The following is a 15719-nucleotide window of genomic DNA, read 5'->3' as shown; positions in this document are numbered from 1 at the left end:
CGGGTGGGTGGATCTGCTCGGCCGTGTCTGTGTATCAAAGCCCGGGATTTTGTCGCTGGTGCCCGGGTGGGTGGATCTGCTTGGGCGGGGCCCCTACAGCGATCATGCGCCCAGTGTGACCGAGTGGGGCTGAAGAGATGCCCCACAGCCCAAGCAGGCTTGCACATGATCGCTTCCCCCACCCAAGCACATCCACCCACCCGGGCATTCGGTCACCGGGCCGGCGGTTGCGGGGGTGGCCGGCTTTCGCTGCGCCTCGGTGGGGTTTCGGGTGGCGGGCCGCCAGGGGCGGCGGTTGGTGAGGTGGTCGGCGGCTGCGCCCGGTGGGGTTCGGCATGGCTGGTGGCCGCGCAGGCGGGATTCGGGTGGTGGGTGGGCAGGCCCTAGTCCGCGGCCGGGGCGGTGTCGTCCACGCCCGCCTTGGAGCCGAGCAGGCGGCGCAGCGAGGCGAGGCGGCCGGGGGTGGCGGTGCCGTCGGCGACGACCGTGTCGAGCGCGCAGTCCGGGTCGGCGGGCGGGCCGAGGTGCCCGCAGCCCGAGGGGCATTCCTCGGCGGCCTCGACGAACTCCTCGAACGCGGAGACGATGTCGTTCGGCTCGATGTGGGCCAAGCCGAACGAGCGGATGCCGGGCGTGTCCACGATCCAGCCGCCCCCGGGCAGCGGCAGGGCCACCGCCGAGGTGGAGGTGTGGCGGCCCTTGCCGACGCCGCTGACGACGCCGACGGCCCGGAAGGCGCTCGGCACCAGCCGGTTGACCAGGGTGGACTTGCCGACGCCGGAGTGGCCGACCATGGCCGAGACCTCGTCGCCGATCAGGGCGCGCAGTTCGGCGGGTTCCTCGTCGCGGCGGGTGATGACGACCGGGAGGTCCAGTTCGGCGTACTTGCCCAGCAGCTCCGCCGGGTCGGCGAGGTCGGCCTTGGTCAGGCACAGGGTCGGTTGCAGGCCGCCCGCGAACGCCGCCACCAGGCAGCGGTCGATGAAGCCGGTGCGCGGCGGCGGGTCGGCCAGGGCGCAGACGATCAGCAGCCGGGCGGCGTTGGCGACGACGACGCGCTCGAAGGGGTCGGTGTCGTCGGCGGTGCGGCGCAGGACGCTGGTGCGCTCGGCCACCCGCACGATCCGGGCCAGGGCGTCCGGGCCGCCGGAGGTGTCGCCGACGACGTCGACCCGGTCACCGATGACCACCGGGGTGCGGCCCAGCTCGCGGGCCCGCATGGCGACCAGCAGCCGATCCTTGTCGCCATCGACCGCGCAGGTCCAGCGGCCCCGGTCCTTGCCGACGACCATGGCCGACAGGGCGTCGGCGTGCTCGGGGCGGCGCTTGCTGCGCGGTCGGGTGCCCCGGCCGGGGCGGACCCGGACGTCGGTCTCGTCGAGCCTGCTCCAGTCGCCGCGCCGGGACACCTCAGCCCCTCCCGCCGTCGAGCATGGCCGACCACATCGCGGGGAAGTCGGGCATGGTCTTGGCGGTGGTGGTGATGTCGTCGACGGTGACGCCGTCGACGACCAGGCCGACGATGGCGCCCGCGGTGGCCATCCGGTGGTCGGCGTAGGCGTGCCACCGCCCCTCCCGCAGCGGGCGCGGGCGGATGAGCAGGCCGTCCTCGGTCTCCTCCGCGTCGCCGCCGAGGCCGTTGACCTCGGCGACCAGGGCGGCCAGCCGGTCGGTCTCGTGGCCGCGCAGGTGCGCGATGCCGCGCAGCCGCGACGGGCCGTCGGCCAGCGCGGCGAGCGCGGCCACGGTGGGGGTCAGCTCGCCGACGTCGTGCAGGTCGATGTCGACGCCGCCGAGCCGGTCCGGGCCGCGCACGGTGAGGCGGCCGTCGGTCAGGTCGACCTCGGCGCCCATCAGCTTCAGGATCTGCCGGATCTCGTCGCCGGGCTGTGTGGTGCGCGCGGGCCAGCCGGGGACGGTGACCTCCCCGCCGGTGACCGCGGCGGCGGCCAGGAACGGGGTGGCGTTGGACAGGTCGGGCTCGACGACCCAGTCGACCGGGGCGATCGGGCCGGGCTCGACCCGCCAGGTGTCCGGCTCGGAGTCGTCGACGGACACGCCCGCGGTGCGCAGCATCTCCACGGTCATGTCGATGTGCGGCAGCGACGGCACCGGCTCGCCGTCGTGGTGCACGGTCAGCCCGTCGTCGTAGGCGGCGCCGGAGAGCAGCAGGCCGGAGACGAACTGGGAGGACGCCGAGGCGTCGATGGTGACCGCGCCGCCGGGCAGGTGACCGCGGCCGCGGATGGCGAACGGCAGCCCGGCACCGTCGACGTCGGCGCCCAGGGCGCGCAGCGCGTCGAGCACGGTGCCCATCGGCCGCTCCCTGGCCCGCGGGTCGCCGTCGAAGTCGACCCGGCCCTCGGCCAGCACGGCGACCGGGGGCACGAACCGCATGACCGTGCCCGCGAGCCCGCAGTCGACCAGGGCCGGGCCGGTCAGCGCGGCGTGGGCGCCGGTGCGCACGGTGGTGCCGTCGGAGTCCACCGGGACGCCGAGGGCGACCAGCGCGGCGATCATCAGGTCGGCGTCGCGGCTGCGCAGCGCCCCGGTGACGGTGCTCGGGCGACGGCTCAGCGCGGCCAGCACCAGGGCCCGGTTGGTGATCGACTTGGAGCCGGGGACGGCGACGGTGGCGTGCACGGGGGCCGGGGCGAGCGGCGCTGACCAGGACTGCGACATGCGCTGATCCTCCCGCACCCCGGCCACCACCGGGTGACCGGCTCGACCCGCCCCGGCGGGCGTGCCACGATTCGACGGGCCCCGATCGGATGGAGGACGACTGTGTGCGGCAGGTACGCGGCCTCGAAGGACCCGGCGGCGCTGGCGGCGGAGTTCGACGCCGTCGACGCCACCGGGGAGCCGGACCGGCGGCCGGACTACAACGTGGCGCCGACCAAGGACGTGGTCGCGGTGGTGCAGCGGCACCCGCGCGACGCCGAGGGCGCCGTGGACGACAGCACCACCGAGCGCACCCTGCGGGTCATGAAGTGGGGCCTGGTGCCCTCCTGGGCCAAGGACGCCTCCGGCGGCGCGAAGCTGATCAACGCCCGGTCCGAGACCGCGGCCGAGAAGCCCTCGTTCAAGAAGTCGCTGGCCCAGCGCCGCTGCATCGTCCCCGCCGACGGCTGGTACGAGTGGCGCCGCGACGGCAAGGCCAAGCAGCCGTACTACACGACCGGCCCGGACGACGACAGCCTGGCCATGGCGGGCCTGTGGACGACCTGGCGGGACCGGGCCGACCCGGATTCGAAGGTCCTCATCACCTTCGCGGTGCTGACCACGGCCGCCGTCGGCCCGCTCACCGACCTGCACGACCGGATGCCGCTGCTGCTGCCCCGCGACCACTGGGACGGCTGGCTCGACCCGGACCGGGCGGAGGTGTCCGAACTGCTCGTGCCACCGACCCCCGAGCTGGTCGCGTCCCTGGAGATCCGGCCGGTGGCACCGGCGGTCAACAGCGTCCGCAACAACGGCGCCGACCTGCTGCGCCGCGTCGACCCCGGCGCCGGGGCGGGCGAACCGGCGCTGTTCGGCCCGTGACCACCCTGCAGGTCGACACCCCGCACGGCCCGGCCAGGGCCGAGCTGCACTGCGCCGCCGAGGGCCGCGCGGCGCTGCTGCTCGGGCACGGCGCGGGCGGCGGCATCAGCGCCCCCGACCTGGTCGCCGCCACCCACGGCGCCACCGGCGCCGGGGTGCACGTCGCCCTGGTCGAGCAGCCGTACCGGGTGGCCGGGCGGCGCGCCCCCGCCCCGGCCCGCCAGCTCGACGCGGCCTGGCTGGCGGTCGCGGCGGCCCTGGGCGAGCAGTGGTTCGCCGGGTTGCCGCTGCTGTTCGGCGGTCGGTCGTCCGGGGCCAGGGTCGCCTGCCGGACCTCGGTCGACGGCGAGGCGGTGGGGGTGCTGTGCCTGGCGTTCCCGGTGCACCCGCCGGGCAAGCCGGAGAAGACCCGGCAGCCGGAGCTGGACGCGGTGCCGGTCCCGACCCTGGTGGTGCAGGGCCTGGCGGACCCGTTCGGGCAGCCCGCCCCCGCACCGCACCGGGAGGTCGTGTCGCTGCCCGGCGACCACTCGCTCAAGCGCGAGTCCCCCGAGCTGTCGCGGGCGGTGGCCGGGTGGCTGGACCGCGTCCTGCGCCCGTTGGACTGAGGTCACACGGGTCGGCGGTCACGGACGGGACCGCTCCGGCGATTCCCCCGGAAACGGGCGCGACCGGACAGAACCGATCGGCGGTTCCGTGCGTCTACCCCGTGTACAAAGCGGACGAACACATGCTGAAGGGTTTCTCCATGGGCAAGACCAGGCTGATGGTCGCAGGGGCACTGCTGGCCACGCTGACCCTGACGGCGTGCAACGCGAAGGAGTCCGGCACCGCCACTCCCGCGGGCGCGTCGTCCTCCGACACCAAGCAGGGCAGCACCGGCTTCGACAGCCTCAAGTCCCTCGCCGCCGCGGTGAAGGACAAGAGCACCAACGCCAAGAGCGCCCACGTCACCATGACCGGCAGCGCGGGCGGCCAGACGATCAACGGTGAGGGCGACTTCAGCTTCGCGGGCGCGGACACGGCCATGCAGATGACCATGTCGACCCCCGGGGGCGACATGACCATGGTCTTCGTCGACAAGGCCATCTACATGAAGATGCCCACCGAACTGACCCCCGGAAAGCCCTGGGTCAAGTTCTCCTCGGGTGGCGACGACCCCTTGTCGCAGATGCTGGGCGACTCCCTGGACTCGATGACCGGCGCGGACCCGCGCGAAGCCCTCGCCAAGATGGTCGACGCGGGTGAGGTCACCAAGACCGAGAAGGCCGAGCTCAACGGCGAGCAGACCACCCACTACTCGATCACCGTCGACGTCGCCAAGCTCACCGCGGAGTCCGGCTACGACGAGGAAACCCGCAAGCAGATGCAGGCCGCGGGCATCAAGGAACTCCCGATGGAGGTCTGGGTCAACGGTGACGACCTCCCGGTCCGCATGATCACCAGCGTGCCGGTCGAGGGCGCGGGCGAGGTCAAGATGCAGGCGGACTACACCGACTGGGGCAAGGGCGTCACCATCGAGGCGCCGGACCCGTCGCAGGTCGGCACCCTGGGCGGCTGACCCCGGGTCGATCAGGGCCCCGCGGGACTCCGGTCCCGCGGGGCCCTTCCACGTGGTGGGGCCGCGCCGGGTGGTGCACCCGGCGACCGCCGCCGGGTCAGCCCATGTGCGGGTAGCGGTGGTCGGTCGGGGGCACGAAGGTCTCCTTGATGGAGCGGGGGCTCACCCAGCGCTGGAGGTTGTGGATGGAGCCCGCCTTGTCGTTGGTGCCCGAGGCGCGGCCACCGCCGAAGGGCTGCTGGCCCACGACCGCCCCGGTGGGCTTGTCGTTGACGTAGAAGTTGCCCGCCGAGAAGCGCAGCGCCCGGTGGGCCTGCTCGATGGCGGCGCGGTCGGTGGCGAAGACCGCCCCGGTCAGCGCGTACGGCGACGAGGTGTCGACCAGTTCGAGGACCTTGGCGAAATCGGCGTCCTCGTAGACGTGCACGGCCAGGATGGGGCCGAAGTACTCGGTGGTGAAGACGTCCTGGAGGGGGTCGCTGCCGACCAGGACCGTGGGCTGGACGAAGTAGCCGGTGCTGTCGTCGGCGGTGCCGCCCGCGAGGACCTCCAGGGAGGTGTTGGCGGCAGCGGCTTGCAGGGCCTCCCGGTGCTTGGCGAACGCCCGGGCGTCGATGACCGCCCCGCCGAAGTGGGAGAAGTCGGTGACGTCGCCGTAGGAGAGGGAGGCGGTGACGTCGGCGAGGTGGTCGCGGACCCCGCCGTCCCAGAGGGAGCGGGGCAGGTAGGCGCGGGAGGCCGCCGAGCACTTCTGGCCCTGGTACTCGAAGGCGCCGCGGACCAGGCCGTTGACCAGGGCCGCCGGGTCGGCGGAGGGGTGGGCGACGACGAAGTCCTTGCCGCCCGTCTCACCGACGATGCGCGGGTAGGAGCGGTAGGTGTCGAGGTTGTCGCCGATGCGGCGCCAGAGGTGCTTGAAGGTGCGGGTGGAGCCGGTGAAGTGCAGGCCGGCGAAGTCGGGGTCGGCCAGGGCGACCTCGCCGAGGGCGGCGCCGTCGCCGGTGACCATGTTGATCACGCCGGGGGGCAGGCCCGCGGCCTCCAGCAGGCGCATCGTGAAGTGGGCCGCCAACTGCTGGGTGGGCGAGGGCTTCCAGACCACCGTGTTGCCCATCAGGGCGGGGGCGGTGGGGAGGTTGCCCGCGATGGCGGTGAAGTTGAACGGGGTGATCGCGGTGACGAACCCGTCGAGCGGGCGGTGGTCGGTGCGGTTCCAGGTGCCGGGGGCCGACACCGGCTGCTCCTCGACGATCCGCCGGGCGAAGGCCACGTTGTACCGCCAGAAGTCGATCAGCTCGCAGGCGGCGTCGATCTCGGCCTGCTGCGCGGACTTGGACTGGCCCAGGATCGTCGCGGCGTTCAGCGTGTCGCGCCACGGCCCGGCGAGCAGGTCGGCGGCGCGCAGCAGGACGGCGGCGCGCTCGTCGAAGGGCAGCGCGCGCCAGCCGGGGGCGGCCTGCTTGGCCGCGGTGACCGCGTCGGCCACGTCGGCGTGGGTGGCCTGGGCGGTGACGCCGAGGACGTGCCGGTGGTCGTGCGGTTGGACCACGTCCAGGCGGTCCCCGGCGGCCATCCGCCGCCGCCCGCCGATGGTCATGGTCAGCTCGGCCCGCTCCCCCTCCAGCTCCGCGATCCTGGCCGCCAGCGACTCGCGCGCGGGGCTGCCGGGGGCGTAGGTGCCGATCGGCTCGTTGATCGGGGTGGGCACGGACGTGACGGCGTCCATCGTGTGGCTCGCCTCCTGCTCTGGCTCGGCTGCCGGGTTTGTGACCCGCTTGCCGACATGGTGTCACGCCCCGGCGGGGTGGGCGCGCAACCATCCACAGGGCCTCAGAGCAGTTCGAGCAGGAAGGGCAGCTCCTGGGCGGCGTACCAGGCCAGGTCGTGGTCCTCGGCGTCGCCGAGGGTGAACTCGGCGTCGGGGTCGCCCAGGTCGGCGGCGTCGATGACGGCGGCGGCGGCGCGGACAGCGGACTCGGCGTCCTCGGTGTCGAAGTGGACGGCGGCGACGGCCTTGAGCGGGACCGGGCCCGCCAGCTTCACCACCGAGTGGTCCAGGTCCGGGCGCAGCACGGCGCCGTCGACGTCGGCGGAGACCACGGCGCGGCGCATCAGGGTGTCGGGGTCGGCGTCCAGCTCGGCCTGCAGGAGGCGCAGCGAGGCGCGGGCGGCGTCGAGCATGGCGGCGTACTCCAGCTCCTCGTCGCCGCCGGTGGCGTAGGACTCGCGCAGGGCCGGGGTGAGCGCGAACGCGGTGCCGCCGATGGCGGCCAGTTCGCCCCCGTCGTTGAGCGTGCGCAGCATGGACACCGTCGCGGGCAGGTAGACCCTCAAGATCATCACGCTTTCCGTCAAGCTCGTGCTGTCGTCAGCAGTTCCTCGACGGACTCTTCCAGCATCCGGGCGAGCACGTCCACGTCGGACATGGCGCTGCGGTCGCCGGTGAGCCCGAAGTACACCCCGCCGTCGTAGGAGGTCACCCCGATGGCCAGGGCCTGGTGCTTGCTCAGGGGCATGACCGGGAACATCTCGGTCATCCGCGCGGTGCCCGCGTACAGCGGGATCTGCGGCCCCGGCACGTTGGTCACCACCAGGTTGAAGATCCGCTGCGAGAACGACGCCGCCGCCCGCGCGCCCAGCGAGTGCAGGGTGGGCGGGGCGAAGCCGCCGACCCGCAGCAGCGCCGAGGCGGCCACCGAGCGGACCGAGTCGTTGTGCGCGCGCAGGGCGTGGCTGACGTGGTGCAACCGGACGAACGGGTTGGGCTCCCCGACCGGCAGGTCGACCAACTGGGCGGTCACCTGGTTGCCGAGCATCCCCGGCACGGTGCCGTCGCCCACCTCGTCGCGCACCGCCAGCGGCACCAGCGCCCGCACCACCGTGGAGGAGGTGATCTGCTCGCCGCGGGAGAGCAGCCACGAGCGCAACGCGCCCGTGACGACGGTGAGGATGACGTCGTTGACCGTGCCGCCGTGCAGGGCGCGGACACCGCGCAGGTCGGCCAGCCTGGTCCGGGCCACCGCGAACAGCCGGGCCTTGCCGACGGTGGCGTTGAGCGGGCCGGAGGGCGCGGGGCGGGCGGCGATGCCGATGGCCGACACCAGCGTCTCCACCGCCCCGGCCACCTTCTGCGTGGTGGCCACCGCGTCGGTCACCGCCGAGCGCACGTTCTCCACCAGCTCGCGCGGCCTGCGCACGGTCTCGAACACGGCGTCGAGCAGCAGCCGGGTGCCACCGGGCTCGCGGCGCGGCAGCCACGGCTCCTCGGCGTGCTCCTCCGGCGCCTGCGGCGCCGCGTCCAGGATGACCTGGCCGAAGTCGATCGTGCGGACCCCGTCGACCAGGGCCTGGTGGGTCTTGGTGACCAGCGCGACGTGCCCGCCCGCCAGCCCCTCCACCAGGTACATCTCCCACAGCGGCCGGTTCTGGTCCAGCGGCCGTGCCAGCAGCCGCCCGACCAGGTCGAACAACTGCTCGTCGCTGCCCGGGCGGGGCAGCGCGGAGCGGCGCACGTGGTAGGCGACGTCGAAGTCCGGGTCGTCCACCCACACCGGCCGGGCCAGGTGCCCCGGCACCCCGACGACCTTCTGCCGGTAGCGCGGCACCAGCGCCAGCCGCTGCTCGACCAGCGTCACGAGCTGCGCGTAGCTGAACCCGGACCGCGGGCGCCGGAACACCGCGACGCCGCCCACGTGCATCGGCGTCACCGGGTCCTCCAGGTAGAGGAACGACGCGTCGAGGGCGGACAGTCGGTCGGGCATGCCCTCGATCCTGGCACACCGGACCGCCGATCACGTGACACGTGACCGGTGCGTGGGCAGGGTCATGCCAGACTGCACGGCGTGTCGCAGGAGCCCTCCCCCAAAGACCGCTTCGTCACCGTCTACGGCCGCAAGCCGGTGCTGGAGGCGCTGGCCGACCCCCGGCTGTCGGTGGACAAGGTCGTGCTGGCCGACAACGCCCGCGGCGCCGCCGCCCGGGAGATCCTGGACGCGGCCCGCGACCGCGGGGTCCCGGTGCAGCGGGCGACCGCGCAGCGGGTGAAGGTGTTGGCGGGCAACGGCAAGCAGGACCAGGGCGTGCTGGCCGACGTGGTGGCCCCGCGGATGCGCAGGCTGGCCGACGCGCTGGCGGCGAAGTCGGCGCCCCGGTCGGTGCTGCTGCTCGACGGGGTGACCACCCCGGCGAACGTCGGGATGATCCTGCGCACGGCCACGGCGGCCGGGATCGGCGGCATCGTGGTGCCCCGGCGCGGGGTGGCCTCGATCGACCCGCTGGTGGTCAAGGCCTCGGCCGGGGTGGCGTTCACCGCGCCGGTGCTGCGCTGCCACACCGCGGAGGAGGCAGCCGCCGAGCTGCGCTCCGCCGGGTACCCGCTGTTCGCCATGGACGCCGGGGCGCGCAAGTCGGTGTTCGACGCGGAGATCCCGGAACGGGTGGCGTTCGTGCTGGGCAGCGAGACGGCCGGGGTGGGCGAGGGGGTGCGCCCGCACGTCAACCGGTGGGTGTCGATCCCGATGAGCGGCGGGGTGGAGTCGCTGAACGTGGCGAGCGCGGCGGCCGTGCTGTGCTTCGAACTCGTGCGCCGCTCGACCCGGTAGCCGCTCCGCCCGCCGACCCCGTCGACGGCTCAGCTCGCCGACAGCCCAGCCCGTTGGCAGCTCAGCTCGCCGACAGCCCAGCCCGTCGGCGGCTCAGCTCATTGTCGGCTCAGCCCAGCAACACCGCCAGTTCCTCCACTGTGGACTCCACCGACCGGTGGTGCACGCCGGTCATGCCGACCGCGGCGGCACCCCGGACGTACTCCGCGACGTCGTCGACGAACACGCACCGCCGCGGCGCCACCCCGAGCCGGGCCGCGGCGACCCGGTAGACCTCCGGGTGCGGCTTGCCGGTGCCCACCTCACCGGAGGTGACCACGGCGTCGAACAGGTCCGGCAACCCGGCGGGCGCGCGGTCCGCATTGGACACGAGCGCGGTCCTGAGCCCCCGGGCCCTGGCGTCCGCCACCACCCGCGCCATCCCCGCGTCGGTGAACGTCCCGGCGTAGTCCACGAGCAGCGCCCCGTACTCCACGGCAACCCCTTTCAGGTGACATCGGTCCCTCCGCGCGGGCCCGCCCCCTCTGTCCGGCGACATCACCGGATTCGGGGAAGGAAACACCATGGTGCGCCTGAGCATCCTGCCGGAGTACGGCGAACCGGAGGAGCCGTGGTCCACACCCACGCCTGCGCCCGAGCGGGCGGTGGCCGCCCTGGCCCGCCCACCCCACGGCCCACCCGCCCGCGACGAACCCGGACCCGACCGGGACACCCTGCGCAGGCTGCTGACCGTGCTGCTGGAGGTCTTCGACGGGAAGCGGCACCCCGAGCAGCTACGCGGGGCGGTCGTCGGCCCGGTCTACGAGGCCCTGCTGACCCGGTGGCGGGCGGCCGGGCGGCAGCGGCACCGGCTGGTGTCGCTGCACACCTGCCGGGTCGCGCCGGGGGCGATCGAACTGAGCGCGTCGGTGCGGGTGGTGGTGCCGGGGCGGGCGCAGTGGCGGGTGCGGGCGGTCGCCGGGCGGATGGAGGCGGTGGACGGGCAGTGGCGGTGCGTGGCGCTGCGGGTGCTGCTGCCCGCGCGATGAGCTGATCGGCCGCTGGGGTTCTTGGTCGGGGTGCGCGTGATCTGCTTGGCTGTGTTGCAGCCCGGGGTTTCGGTGGGGTGTGCCCGGGTGGGTGGCTGTGCTCGGCTCGGCCGTGCCGTTGTTCAAAGCCCGGTTGTTTGTTGGTGGTGCCCGGCTGGGTGGATGTGTTTGGCCGGGGCCCCTATGGCGATCATGTGCTCCAGTGGGACCGGGTGGGGCTGAAAAGATGCCCCACCGCCCAGGCAGGCTGTCACATGATCGCCACCCCCGGCCAAACACATCCACCCACCCGGGCAGTTCGCTCGCCAGGCCAGCGGTTCTCGGGGTGGTCAGCCGGGCAAACACATCCACCCACCCGGGCAGTTGGCTCGCCGGGCTGGCGGGTTTCGGGGTGGTCGGCCGGGCAAGCACCTCCACCCACCTAGGCGTTTGCTTGGACGGGCTGGCGGTTGTTGGGGTGGTCGGCTGACAAGCACACCCACCCACTCGGCTTTGCGTTGTCGGACCGCCGGTCCGAGCGCATTCACCACCCGGGGTCTGCGTAGCCGGGCCGGTGAGCCGAGCGCAGCCGCCCACCTGGGCTTCGCGTGGTCGGGCTGGCGGGTGGCTGGGCGGCCTGACTGATCAGTGCCACCGGCTGCCTCGGCCGTTCGGCGCGCGGCCGGGGTGCCGGTTGATCAGCCCTTCGGGTCAGTGTCAGCTCTTCGGGTCAGTGTTCGGGTTGGCCGTGCTGATCGGCGGTGATCTCGTGGAGGGCGGGCCGGTCGAGGTCCACCCGCCAGTCGTGGCAGCGGATCTTGGTGCCCGGGGGGTACTCGAAATCGCACTCGCCGCGTGAGGTGAAACCGGCCGATCGGCAGACGGCGTTGGAGGCGGCGTTGCCCACCACCGGGTAGGCGTGCAGGTACCGGGGGCCACCGGTCCCGCGCAACAGGTCGACGACCGCCCGCGCGGCGGCGGTGGCCACCCCGCGCCCCTGGAACCCGGGCAGCACCATCCACCCGGTCTCCCAGACGATCTCACCCCGCCACTCGGTCAACCAGTGCCCGACACTCCCCACCGCCCGCCCGTCGTCCAGGTCGACCCGGTACATCGCGCCCTTGCCCGACCAGGGCAGTTCCAGGTAGCTCTGGTGCCGCCGCTCAAGCGCCACGGGCTCGACCGGCCCACCCAGGAAGGCCATCATCTCCGCCGAGTTGCACCGGTGCAGCAGCACCAGGTCATCCTCGGCCCACGGCACCAGCCGCACACCGCTCACCCGGCGCATCCTCCCAGCGGACCCACCCCCACCACCAGCCCGTCAGCCCCTCGACCAACCCGGCAAACGCTTGCTCCGGTCATCGCGGACACCAGTCCCCACCCACCCCGGCACCACCGCCACCCCGAACCCCGTCAGCGCAGCCACCAGCCACCTCGAATCCATTGGCGCAGCGGCCAACCGCCCCGAACCGCCAGTTGCTGATCAGTCACGCCGAGCCCCACCGGCGCAGCGGGCCAACCAGCCACCCCGAGAACCGCCGGCCCGGCGAGCGAATGCCTGGGTGGGTGGATGCGCTCGGCCAGCCGACCACCCCCGAAACCGCCGGCCCGGCGAGCCAACTGCCCGGGTGGGTGGATGTGTTTGGCCGGGGGTGGCGATCATGTGACAGCCTGCCTGGGCGGTGGGACATCTTTTCAGCCCCACCTGACACGCTGGAGCACATGATCGCCATAGGGGCCCCGGCCAAACACATCCACCCACCCGGGCACCCACCGGCAAAAACCCGGACTCGCGAAGGCACGGCCGAGCACATCCCCCCACCCGGCGCTCCAACAAAACCGGGCTGTAATACGCGGCCCACCAAGAGCCCCATCGGGCCACCCGGGCGCTCAGACCGCATCGCCGGGAAGACCTGCGCAAAACAGGAGTGGCGCGTCCGGCTGAGCCGGACGCGCCACTCCTCGGTCGGGGGTGCTCAGCGGCGGGGGCCGCGGCGGCCCTTCTTGGCCTGGTCGCGGGCGGCCTGGCGGCGCTCGCGGCGGGAGCCGCTGCCGCCCGCTTCGTCGTCGGTGTTCTCCTTGCGGGATTCGACGCCGCCGGATTCGGTGGGGCCGGAGTAGTTGAGCTGTTGGGTGGCCGGGCCGTCGAGGCCCTTGCCGCGCAGTGCGGGGGGCAGTTTCTCGGTGGCCGTGCCCGCGGCGGCCTGTTCGGCCTGGGCGCGCTGCTGGGCCTCGGCGGCGCGGGCCTGGCGGGCCTGGAGTTCGGCCTGGCGGGCCTTGGCGGCCGGGTCGACGGTGGGCACGGCAGCCGGGGTGGCGGCCAACTGGACCTGCTGGGGTTCGGGTTCGGCCTGCTCGACCTGGAGGTTGAACAGGAAGCCGACCGACTCCTCCTTGAGGGCGTCGAGCATGACGTGGAACATCTCGAAGCCCTCGCGCTGGTACTCGATCAGCGGGTCGCGCTGGGCCATCGCGCGCAGGCCGATGCCCTCCTTGAGGTAGTCCATCTCGTAGAGGTGCTCGCGCCACTTGCGGTCGAGGACCGAGAGCATGACCCGGCGCTCCAGTTCGCGCATGGCGCCCTCGCCGACGCGGCCGTCGATCTCGGCCTCGCGGGCGGCGTAGGCGTCGGTGGCGTCCTTGACCAGGGCGGCCAGGAGGTACTCGTGGTCGAGTTCGGCGCCGTCCTCCTCGGCCCGCTCAACCAGGGTCTCCCACTTGACCGACACCGGGTAGAGGGCCTTGAGCGCCGACCACAGCTTCTGGTGGTCCCAGTCCTCGGCGTAGCCCTCGGCGGTGGCGCCGTTGACGTAGGCGGTGACCACGTCGACGATCATGTGCTCGATCTGCTCGCGCAGGTCCTCGCCGCGCAGCACCCGCTCGCGCTCGGCGTAGATCACCTTGCGCTGCTTGTTCATGACCTCGTCGTACTTGAGGACGTTCTTGCGGATCTCGAAGTTCTGCTGCTCGACCTGGGTCTGCGCGCTCTTGATCGCCCGGGTGACCATCTTGGCCTCGATCGGCTGGTCCTCGGGGACCTTGAGGGTGTCCATGACCCGCTCGACCATGCCCGCGTTGAACCGGCGCATCAGCTCGTCGCCCAGCGACAGGTAGAACCGGGACTCGCCCGGGTCGCCTTGGCGGCCGGAGCGGCCGCGGAGCTGGTTGTCGATGCGGCGCGACTCGTGCCGCTCGGTGCCCAGCACGTAGAGCCCGCCCGCCGCGCGGACCTCGTCCTTCTCCGCGGCGACCTCGTCGTTGGCCTGCTCCAAGGCGTCCGGCAGGGCCGCGCGCCACTCCTCCGGGGTCTCCAGCGGGTCCAGGCCCTTGGCCCGCAGCCGCTCCTCGGCGATGTGCTCGGGATTGCCGCCCAGGGCGATGTCGGTACCGCGACCGGCCATGTTCGTCGACACCGTGACCGCGCCCTTGTGGCCGGCCTGGGCGATGATCATGGATTCCTTCTCGTGGAACTTCGCGTTCAGCACGTTGTGCGGGATGCCCATCTTGACCAGCAGCTTCGACAGGTACTCCGACCGCTCGACGCTGGTGGTGCCGACCAGCACCGGCTGGCCCTTCTCGTGCCGCTCGGCGATGTCCTCGGCGACGGCGAGGAACTTGGCCTGCTCGGTCTTGTAGATCAGGTCGGGCTGGTCGATGCGGACCATGTCCCGGTTGGTCGGGATGGGGGTCACGCCGAGCTTGTAGGTGGTGTGGAACTCCGCCGCCTCGGTCTCGGCGGTGCCGGTCATGCCGCAGAGCCGGTCGTAGAGGCGGAAGTAGTTCTGCAGGGTGATCGTGGCCAGCGTCTGGTTCTCGGCCTTGATCTCGACCTTCTCCTTGGCCTCGATCGCCTGGTGCATGCCCTCGTTGTAGCGGCGCCCGGCCAGGATGCGGCCGGTGAACTCGTCGACGATGAGGACCTCGCCGTCGCGGACGATGTAGTCCTTGTCCTTGGTGTAGAGCTCCTTGGCCTTGAGCGCGTTGTTCAGGTAGCCGACCAGCGGGGTGTTCGCGGCCTCGTAGAGGTTGTCGATGCCGAGCTGGTCCTCGACGAACCGGACGCCCTGGTCGGTGACCGCCACGGTGCGCTTGCGCACGTCGATCTCGTAGTGGTACTTCGACTCGATCTCGGCGGCCTTGGTGGTGCGGTCCTGCGTGCTCATGGTCGTGGTGTCGATGCCCTTCATCATGGGCATCAGCCGGGCGAACTCCTGGTACCAGCGCGAGGACTGGTCGGCCGGGCCGGAGATGATCAGCGGGGTGCGGGCCTCGTCGATCAGGATGGAGTCGACCTCGTCGACGATGGCGAAGAAGTGCCCGCGCTGGACCATGTCGTCCAGGCTCCAGGCCATGTTGTCGCGCAGGTAGTCGAAGCCGAACTCGTTGTTCGTGCCGTAGGTGATGTCGCAGAGGTAGGCCTCGCGGCGCTCGGCCGGGGTCATCTCCGACAGGATCGCGCCGACCTTGAGGCCGAGGAAGCGGTGCACCCGGCCCATCCACTCGGCGTCGCGGCGGGCGAGGTAGTCGTTGGTGGTGACGACGTGCACGCCCTCGCCTGCGAGGGCGTTGAGGTAGGCGGGCAGCACGCAGGTCAGGGTCTTGCCCTCACCGGTCTTCATCTCGGCGACCTGGCCGAGGTGCAGGGCCGCGCCACCCATGAGCTGGACCCGGAACGGGCGCTGGTTGAGCACCCGCTTGGCCGCCTCGCGGACCACCGCGAAGGCCTCCGGCAGCAGGTCGTCGAGGGTCTCGGCGTCGTGCTCGCGCCCGTCGGCGTCGACGTACTCGCCCCGGTAGCGCAGCTTGAACTCGTCGGTCTTGGCGCGCAGCTCATCGTCGGAGAGATCGAGGAGGTCGTCCTCCAGGGTTTCGATGTGCTCTGCGATATTGCGCAGTCGCTTGAGCATCTTGCCCTCGCCCGCGCGCAGAATTCGGGACAGCACCATCGGAGTCGACCTCGCTAGCTGATAGTCGTGCACCCGTGCGGGGCGCTCTTGTTGGCCATCG

At 72.6% G+C, this 15719-nt stretch carries 13 protein-coding genes; 5 read left to right on the top strand and 8 right to left on the bottom strand.

Annotated features, from left to right (window positions below):
• Positions 1–383 precede the first annotated feature (383 nt).
• Positions 384–1409, bottom strand: coding sequence for a ribosome small subunit-dependent GTPase A (gene rsgA / locus DFQ13_RS10360; RefSeq protein WP_035290561.1), 1026 nt, complete (start codon positions 1407–1409; stop codon positions 384–386).
• A 1-nt stretch (position 1410) separates the two neighbouring features.
• Entirely contained in the window at positions 1411–2682 is a 1272-nt protein-coding gene (gene aroA / locus DFQ13_RS10355; protein WP_110079597.1) for a 3-phosphoshikimate 1-carboxyvinyltransferase, read from the bottom strand.
• 102 nt (positions 2683–2784) lie between these two features.
• Here aroA and DFQ13_RS10350 point away from each other — a divergent pair, with 102 nt between their 5' ends.
• The 3 genes from DFQ13_RS10350 to DFQ13_RS10340 all read left to right on the top strand — a co-directional run bounded on the left by DFQ13_RS10350 (position 2785) and on the right by DFQ13_RS10340 (position 5104).
• Positions 2785–3543 carry an SOS response-associated peptidase gene (locus DFQ13_RS10350; RefSeq protein WP_110079596.1) on the top strand — a complete coding sequence of 253 codons (759 nt, stop codon included), beginning with the start codon at positions 2785–2787 and terminating at the stop codon, positions 3541–3543.
• Positions 3540–4151 (top strand): alpha/beta hydrolase family protein, encoded by a 612-nt coding sequence (locus DFQ13_RS10345; RefSeq protein ID WP_035290553.1) that lies wholly within the window; start codon positions 3540–3542, stop codon positions 4149–4151. Before DFQ13_RS10350 ends, DFQ13_RS10345 begins: the two co-directional genes overlap by 4 nt.
• A gap of 122 nt (positions 4152–4273) precedes the next feature.
• On the top strand, positions 4274–5104 hold the full coding sequence (locus DFQ13_RS10340) for a hypothetical protein (RefSeq protein WP_110079595.1): 831 nt from the start codon (positions 4274–4276) through the stop codon (positions 5102–5104).
• A gap of 97 nt (positions 5105–5201) precedes the next feature.
• Here DFQ13_RS10340 and pruA read toward each other — a convergent pair whose 3' ends face one another.
• The 3 genes from pruA to DFQ13_RS10325 form a co-directional block, all read right to left on the bottom strand.
• On the bottom strand, positions 5202–6830 hold the full coding sequence (gene pruA, locus DFQ13_RS10335; RefSeq protein ID WP_035290549.1) for an L-glutamate gamma-semialdehyde dehydrogenase: 1629 nt from the start codon (positions 6828–6830) through the stop codon (positions 5202–5204).
• A gap of 104 nt (positions 6831–6934) precedes the next feature.
• Entirely contained in the window at positions 6935–7438 is a 504-nt protein-coding gene (locus DFQ13_RS10330) for a DUF6912 family protein (protein WP_110079740.1), read from the bottom strand.
• 17 nt (positions 7439–7455) lie between these two features.
• A complete protein-coding gene (locus DFQ13_RS10325; protein WP_110079594.1) occupies positions 7456–8865 on the bottom strand; it encodes a WS/DGAT/MGAT family O-acyltransferase in 1410 nt (469 codons plus the stop codon).
• Positions 8866–8946: 81 nt separating this feature from the next.
• On the opposite strand from DFQ13_RS10325, the gene DFQ13_RS10320 reads away from it, so the two are divergent.
• Positions 8947–9705 carry a TrmH family RNA methyltransferase gene (locus DFQ13_RS10320; protein WP_035290543.1) on the top strand — a complete coding sequence of 253 codons (759 nt, stop codon included), beginning with the start codon at positions 8947–8949 and terminating at the stop codon, positions 9703–9705.
• Between the two features lie 109 nt (positions 9706–9814).
• Here the strand turns inward: DFQ13_RS10320 and DFQ13_RS10315 are convergent, their stop codons facing one another.
• Positions 9815–10180, bottom strand: coding sequence for an HAD-IA family hydrolase (locus tag DFQ13_RS10315; RefSeq protein WP_233438340.1), 366 nt, complete (start codon positions 10178–10180; stop codon positions 9815–9817).
• A gap of 88 nt (positions 10181–10268) precedes the next feature.
• Between DFQ13_RS10315 and DFQ13_RS10310 the strand changes: the two genes are divergently transcribed.
• Entirely contained in the window at positions 10269–10733 is a 465-nt protein-coding gene (locus DFQ13_RS10310; protein ID WP_035290538.1) for an Rv3235 family protein, read from the top strand.
• Between the two features lie 709 nt (positions 10734–11442).
• Here the strand turns inward: DFQ13_RS10310 and DFQ13_RS10305 are convergent.
• Both DFQ13_RS10305 and secA read right to left on the bottom strand, forming a co-directional pair.
• Positions 11443–11991 carry a GNAT family N-acetyltransferase gene (locus tag DFQ13_RS10305; protein WP_219994349.1) on the bottom strand — a complete coding sequence of 183 codons (549 nt, stop codon included), beginning with the start codon at positions 11989–11991 and terminating at the stop codon, positions 11443–11445.
• A gap of 697 nt (positions 11992–12688) precedes the next feature.
• Positions 12689–15658, bottom strand: coding sequence for a preprotein translocase subunit SecA (gene secA, locus DFQ13_RS10300; RefSeq protein ID WP_110079591.1), 2970 nt, complete (start codon positions 15656–15658; stop codon positions 12689–12691).
• Positions 15659–15719: the final 61 nt, after the last annotated feature.

Source organism: Actinokineospora spheciospongiae, assembly GCF_003182415.1.
Classification (GTDB): Bacteria; Actinomycetota; Actinomycetes; order Mycobacteriales; family Pseudonocardiaceae; genus Actinokineospora; species Actinokineospora spheciospongiae.
This window is presented reverse-complemented; position numbering and strand designations above follow the sequence as displayed.

Excerpts from the sequence above, each read along its gene's own strand:
- secA (WP_110079591.1), bottom strand. The coding sequence starts at position 15,658 with ATGGTGCTGTCCCGAATTCTGCGCGCGGGCGAGGGCAAGATGCTCAAG.
- DFQ13_RS10325 (WP_110079594.1), bottom strand. The coding sequence starts at position 8,865 with ATGCCCGACCGACTGTCCGCCCTCGACGCGTCGTTCCTCTACCTGGAG.
- aroA (WP_110079597.1), bottom strand. The coding sequence starts at position 2,682 with ATGTCGCAGTCCTGGTCAGCGCCGCTCGCCCCGGCCCCCGTGCACGCC.
- DFQ13_RS10340 (WP_110079595.1), top strand. The coding sequence starts at position 4,274 with ATGCTGAAGGGTTTCTCCATGGGCAAGACCAGGCTGATGGTCGCAGGG.
- pruA (WP_035290549.1), bottom strand. The coding sequence starts at position 6,830 with ATGGACGCCGTCACGTCCGTGCCCACCCCGATCAACGAGCCGATCGGC.
- DFQ13_RS10310 (WP_035290538.1), top strand. The coding sequence starts at position 10,269 with ATGGTGCGCCTGAGCATCCTGCCGGAGTACGGCGAACCGGAGGAGCCG.